The sequence below is a fragment of the Mycobacterium sp. genome (assembly GCF_052144515.1).
Classification (GTDB): domain Bacteria; phylum Actinomycetota; class Actinomycetes; order Mycobacteriales; family Mycobacteriaceae; genus Mycobacterium.
Window position 1 is genome coordinate 1 of the sequence record NZ_JBKQQD010000506.1, and the last position, 4,651, is coordinate 4,651.

At 65.5% G+C, this 4,651-nt stretch carries 4 protein-coding genes and 1 pseudogene; 4 read left to right on the forward strand and 1 reads right to left on the reverse strand.

Features of this window, described 5'->3' with window-relative positions; translation table 11 throughout:
* The first annotated feature begins 349 nt into the window (after positions 1–349).
* The 3 genes and pseudogenes from istA (at position 350) to ACLP9N_RS34035 (ending at position 3,056) form a co-directional block, all read left to right on the forward strand.
* Positions 350–1,969, forward strand: a pseudogene (istA, locus tag ACLP9N_RS34025) (IS21 family transposase).
* A complete protein-coding gene (gene istB, locus ACLP9N_RS34030; RefSeq protein ID WP_442388254.1) occupies positions 1,966–2,760 on the forward strand; it encodes an IS21-like element helper ATPase IstB in 795 nt (264 codons plus the stop codon). Before istA ends, istB begins: the two are co-directional and overlap by 4 nt.
* Before the next feature lie 29 nt (positions 2,761–2,789).
* Positions 2,790–3,056: a hypothetical protein gene (locus tag ACLP9N_RS34035; protein ID WP_442388256.1), complete on the forward strand. Its 267-nt coding sequence runs from the start codon at positions 2,790–2,792 to the stop codon at positions 3,054–3,056.
* Between the two features lie 74 nt (positions 3,057–3,130).
* On the opposite strand, the gene ACLP9N_RS34040 is transcribed toward ACLP9N_RS34035, so the two are convergent.
* Positions 3,131–3,505 carry a hypothetical protein gene (locus ACLP9N_RS34040; protein ID WP_442388258.1) on the reverse strand — a complete coding sequence of 125 codons (375 nt, stop codon included), beginning with the start codon at positions 3,503–3,505 and terminating at the stop codon, positions 3,131–3,133.
* A gap of 178 nt (positions 3,506–3,683) precedes the next feature.
* On the opposite strand from ACLP9N_RS34040, the gene ACLP9N_RS34045 reads away from it, so the two are divergent.
* Positions 3,684–4,313 (forward strand): TetR/AcrR family transcriptional regulator, encoded by a 630-nt coding sequence (locus ACLP9N_RS34045; RefSeq protein ID WP_442411510.1) that lies wholly within the window; start codon positions 3,684–3,686, stop codon positions 4,311–4,313.
* Positions 4,314–4,651: the final 338 nt, after the last annotated feature.

Here is a 4,651-nt window from a genome sequence, read left to right on the forward strand (position 1 = left end):
ACTCATGGGACGGTGGCCTCGATTCTTGCTGTCGCTCGCACGCGGCGTCGGATGGTCTCATGTCTGCAACCGGCGGCTAACGAGGAGCGCCGAGGGATAGCATGCGGAGCGGGATGTGGGCGCGCGCGCACCGGGTCGTCTAATAGCGATCCGTGCCCTGGCTATGTCAGCGTTAGTGGGTCCCACTGTGACGGAGGTAATTGGCCCCACCCAGGTCGCTTTGACGATTGAGTGACGGAGGTAATTGGCCCCACTTGCGACACGCCCGGGGCGGTGTGACAGGGCGTGTTGGCCCCTTCCTGGTCGCTCCGGCGTGATGCTGTTAGCAACCACGATGTTGGGGGTCGGCTTGGGGTCGAGGGTGGAGCTGTATGAGGCGATCCGCCGCTATGCCCCCCGGGAGGACCTGGGGATCCGGGAGTTGGCCGCTCGCCATGGGGTGCACCGGCGGACAGTGCGCCAGGCGTTGGCCTCACCGACGCCACCGCCGCGGAGTTTCCCGGCGCCGCGGTTGGATGCGGCCAAACGGTTGATCGACGCGATGCTGCGCGTGGACCTGGATGCGCCCCGCAAGCAACGTCACACCGCGCGGCGGGTGCTGGCCCGGCTGGTCGATGAGCATCAGCTCGAGGTGTCCTATTCCTCGGTGCGCGACTATGTGGCCCGGCGTCGACCCGAGATCGCCGCGGAAGCCGGTCGGGCCATTGAGGCTGGGTTCGTCCCGCAGACGCATCTGCCCGGAGCAGAAGCCGAGGTCGATTTCGCTGATCTGTGGATCGATCTGTGTGGGGTGCGCACGAAGGTGTTCCTGTTCACGTTGCGGCTCTCGTGCAGCGGGCGTGCGGTGCACAAAGCCTTTGGCACGCAGGGTCAGGAAGCGTTCCTCGACGGCCATCAGCATGCGTTCACCGAGCTGGGCGGGGTGCCGTTCGACAAGATCCGCTACGACAACCTCAAGTCGGCGGTATCACGAGTCCTGTTTGGGCGCAACCGGTCTGAATCCAATCGGTGGGTGCTGTTTCGGTCACACATGGGGTTTGATGCCTTCTATTGCCAACCCGGGGTTGGCGGGGCGATGAGAAGGGTGGGGTCGAAGGAGAAGGCGGCCGGTTCCGGCGCACCCATCTTGTCCCCGTGCCCAAAGTCGACAGCTTGGCGCAGCTTAACGCCCGGCTGTGGCTGCGGACCGCGCTGATGATCATCGGCGGATCACTAACCGGGTCCGCACCGTCGGCCAAGACTTCGCCCTGGAAGCGCCGCTGCTGCGGCCGCTGCCCAGTGAGGTGTTCGAGACCGGGTTGAGTTTGGCGCCGTTGGTGGATCGCTACGCCCGGATCACGGTGCGCCAGTCCACCTATTCGGTGCCGGCCAGGTTCATCGGGCGGCGGATCCGGGTGCTGCTGACCGCTGATGAGGTGATCGCATTCGACCGCCGCCTCGAGGTGGCCCGCCATGAGCGGTCCACGGTGAAGGGCTCGACCGCGGTGGTGCTGGATCATTACCTGGAGATCCTGCAGCGCAAGCCCGGCGCTCCGGTGCGTTCACCGCCGAGCATGAGGCGTTCTGGGCCGCAGCGCGGCGCGCTCACGGTGACGCCGCGGGCACCCGTGAGCTGGTTGAGGTGCTGCTGTTGCACCGCCACCTGCCCCACCAGGATGTGGTCAGCGGGCTGGCGGCGGCGACCGGCATCGGTGCGGCCCGCGCCGACGTGGTGGCCGTGGAGGCCCGCCGGATCGCCGAGAACCGCCCATCTCAGGACTTTTCATCCCAGGACGATGTCGGATCGGTGTCGGTACCCGCCCAGCGGGTGATCAGCCTGACTGAACGACGCTTGGGCGACCCCGCCGCGGTGATCGCCGGGCTTCTCGCCGACACTCGAGCACTGCCCACGGTGGCCGCCTACGACGAGTTGTTGACCCGCCGCACCGCGCAGCAGACAACGTCGGCTGAAGGGTCGGAGGTGTCATGAGTAGCCAGTCCACCCGCCGGCGTCGGGCGATGACCGAGCAAGCCGCGGACGCCGCGGTCGATCAAGCGTGTCGATCACTGCGGTTGCCTACCATCCGCTCCCGCTTCACCGAGATCGCCGATGCCGCCGAACGCGAGCAGCTGACCTACCGCGGATTCCTCGCCGAGCTGCTGCTGGCTGAGTGCGACGACCGGGATCGACGCCGCACGGTGCGCCGGGTCCGTGCGGCGGGGTTTCCCCGCGAAAAGTGGCTCGCTGACTTCGATTACGACGCAAACCCGGCCATCAACGCGGCCACCATCCACACCTTGGCCCGCTGCGAATGGATCAAGAAGGGCGAGCCGTTGTGTTTGATCGGTGACTCCGGTACCGGTAAAACGCACCTGCTTATCGGGTTGGGCACCGCGGCAGCCCAAGACGGTTTCCGGGTCCGCTACACCCTGGCCACCAAACTGGTCAACGAACTCGTCGAAGCCGCCGACGAACGCCAACTCGCCAAAACCATCGCCCGCTACGGCCGGGTGGATCTGCTGTGTATCGATGAGCTGGGCTATATGCAACTCGATCGCCGCGGCGCCGAGATGCTGTTCCAGGTTCTCACTGAGCGGGAGGAAACCGCCAGCGTGGCGATCGCGAGCAACGAGTCCTTCTCGGGCTGGACGAAGACTTTCACCGATCCGCGGCTGTGCGCGGCGATCGTTGACCGTTTGACGTTCGCGGGGAACATCATTGAGACCGGCACCGAGTCCTACCGCTTGGCCCATGCCCGCGCGGCACGGGCCACCACCTGATCCACCAATCCTCCCCGAAAGGGATCCGTATGCACCTGGAGTTCGCGCCTGCACCCGCGCCCGATCCCGACGTCCAGTTCGGCGTTGCGCCCGACCTGATCACCACTGAGCTGCTCGAACTCTGCGAACAGTTCCTCCGCCAGGCCAGCCCAATCGTGCACACCGAGCTAAGCCAGTTCCTCGCCGAGCACGGTCAGCACGGCGGTCTCGGCTGGTTCCTCGACGCCCTCGGCTTCACCACCCTCGCGCACCGCCCTGCGGCTACGGCCACCGATCGCGGACTTCCGTGGCGATAAAGACGTGCACCGTCAGTCAGATTGGGGGCCAGGGGCCCAAATTTCTCTGTCTCGACCAGCGGTTAGCACTGGCGCTAAGCCAAGACCCGTCTCGACACCGCGCGCAGAAGGCGGACGAAGATGTTCCAGCGTGCCGTGTGGTGGATCGTCGCGGTGACGGTTCGCTCTGCATGGTCCAGGCTGTCCTCGATCAAGGCATCGTGCATCCACCGGAAGGCCAGCGGCCACGTGAGCCTTGCTACCCCGTGCACCCGCATTGCGAGGAGGTGCCGCAGCACGGCGCCGTGGTCCGATAACGGGTGGACGGTGTACTCATGAAAGCCGTCGAACCCGCGTGGGGCGGTGAAGCGGAACCGGATCCATTGTCCGGGCACGTAGGCCTCGACTCGATAGCGGATCGGCCCGTGTCCGCCGGCGGCGCCCACCCCCAGCGCTCGGTCGAATCGCATGGGCGGCCAGCTCTCACGTGGCCAGAGCGTATCGGTTTCGCTGCTTAATGAGTCCAAGACCGCACCAACCTCTGATGGGGTCGCCTCAATCTCTCGCGTGTGTAGGTTGACGACGGCCATACCCCTCCCATTTTTTAGAGTTAACTCTCTAAAATAATTAGACCATAGTCTCTATTACGTGGGAAGGCCGCCGAAGCACGACGTCGACAAGTTGCTCGATGCCGCCGTCGCCCTCGTCGTCGAGTCGGGTCCGCCGAGTGTGACGATGGCCGCAGTGGCACGGAAGGTTGGGGCGCCGAGCGGGTCGGTGTATCACCGCTTCCCTGACCGGCCCGCCCTGCTAGCTGCGCTCTGGTCACGAACGCTCGACCGGTTCCAGTCCGGCCTGGTCGAGGTTCTGAGCTCCGATCCGCCGATGCAGGCCGCAGTGGGCGCTGCCCGGTATGTGGTCGAATGGTCGTCCCGCAATCCGAGCGAAGCCCGTGTGCTGCTCGCCGGGGCCACCGAGTTCGGCATTTCCGGGTGGTCACAACCAGCGCAGGAGTTGGCGAATCAGACCAATGCGGTTCTCCAGGCCGCCCTCCGCTGTCTGGGGCAGAGACTGGACAGAGCCGACTCCGACCGGCTGCTGATCGCGTTGATCGACCTCCCTTACGCGACGGTGCGCAGATACCTGCTGGCCGGAAAGCCAATACCCCCGCGGGCGCCCGACCTCATCGAACAAGCCGTCATGGCGCTGCTCTCCCCGCTGGACTTAAGCACCACGCGAGACAGCCATCCGTCCCGCACCCGGAACCATCGGCGGTGACATCGCCGCAAAACGGCCCATTCCGCCTCTCTGCCACTTGACCCGCGTACAAGGGGCCATGCTGCTCACCGTCTGCGGCGCGTACATCCTCATCGAGAGATAAATATGGGCCGCCCGGCCAGAACCTCACCGGCAACTCACGCTGGGGTCAATTACCTCCGTCACAGTGGGGCCGATTTACCTTGACATAGCGATCCGTGCCCCGGCCGATAACGGTAGCCTTCCGTGCTATGCCGCGTTCATTCGATGTATCGTTCGAATCCGCGGCCAGCGTCGAACAAGTCCATTCGGCGTTCAGCGACGACGATTACTGGCGGGCGAGGCTGGCCGCCCTTGGC

Bases quoted from the DNA above. Each gene is read 5' to 3' on its own strand.
- istB (WP_442388254.1), top strand. From the start codon at position 1,966: ATGAGTAGCCAGTCCACCCGCCGGCGTCGGGCGATGACCGAGCAAGCC.
- ACLP9N_RS34035 (WP_442388256.1), top strand. From the start codon at position 2,790: ATGCACCTGGAGTTCGCGCCTGCACCCGCGCCCGATCCCGACGTCCAG.
- ACLP9N_RS34040 (WP_442388258.1), bottom strand. From the start codon at position 3,505: ATGCGATTCGACCGAGCGCTGGGGGTGGGCGCCGCCGGCGGACACGGG.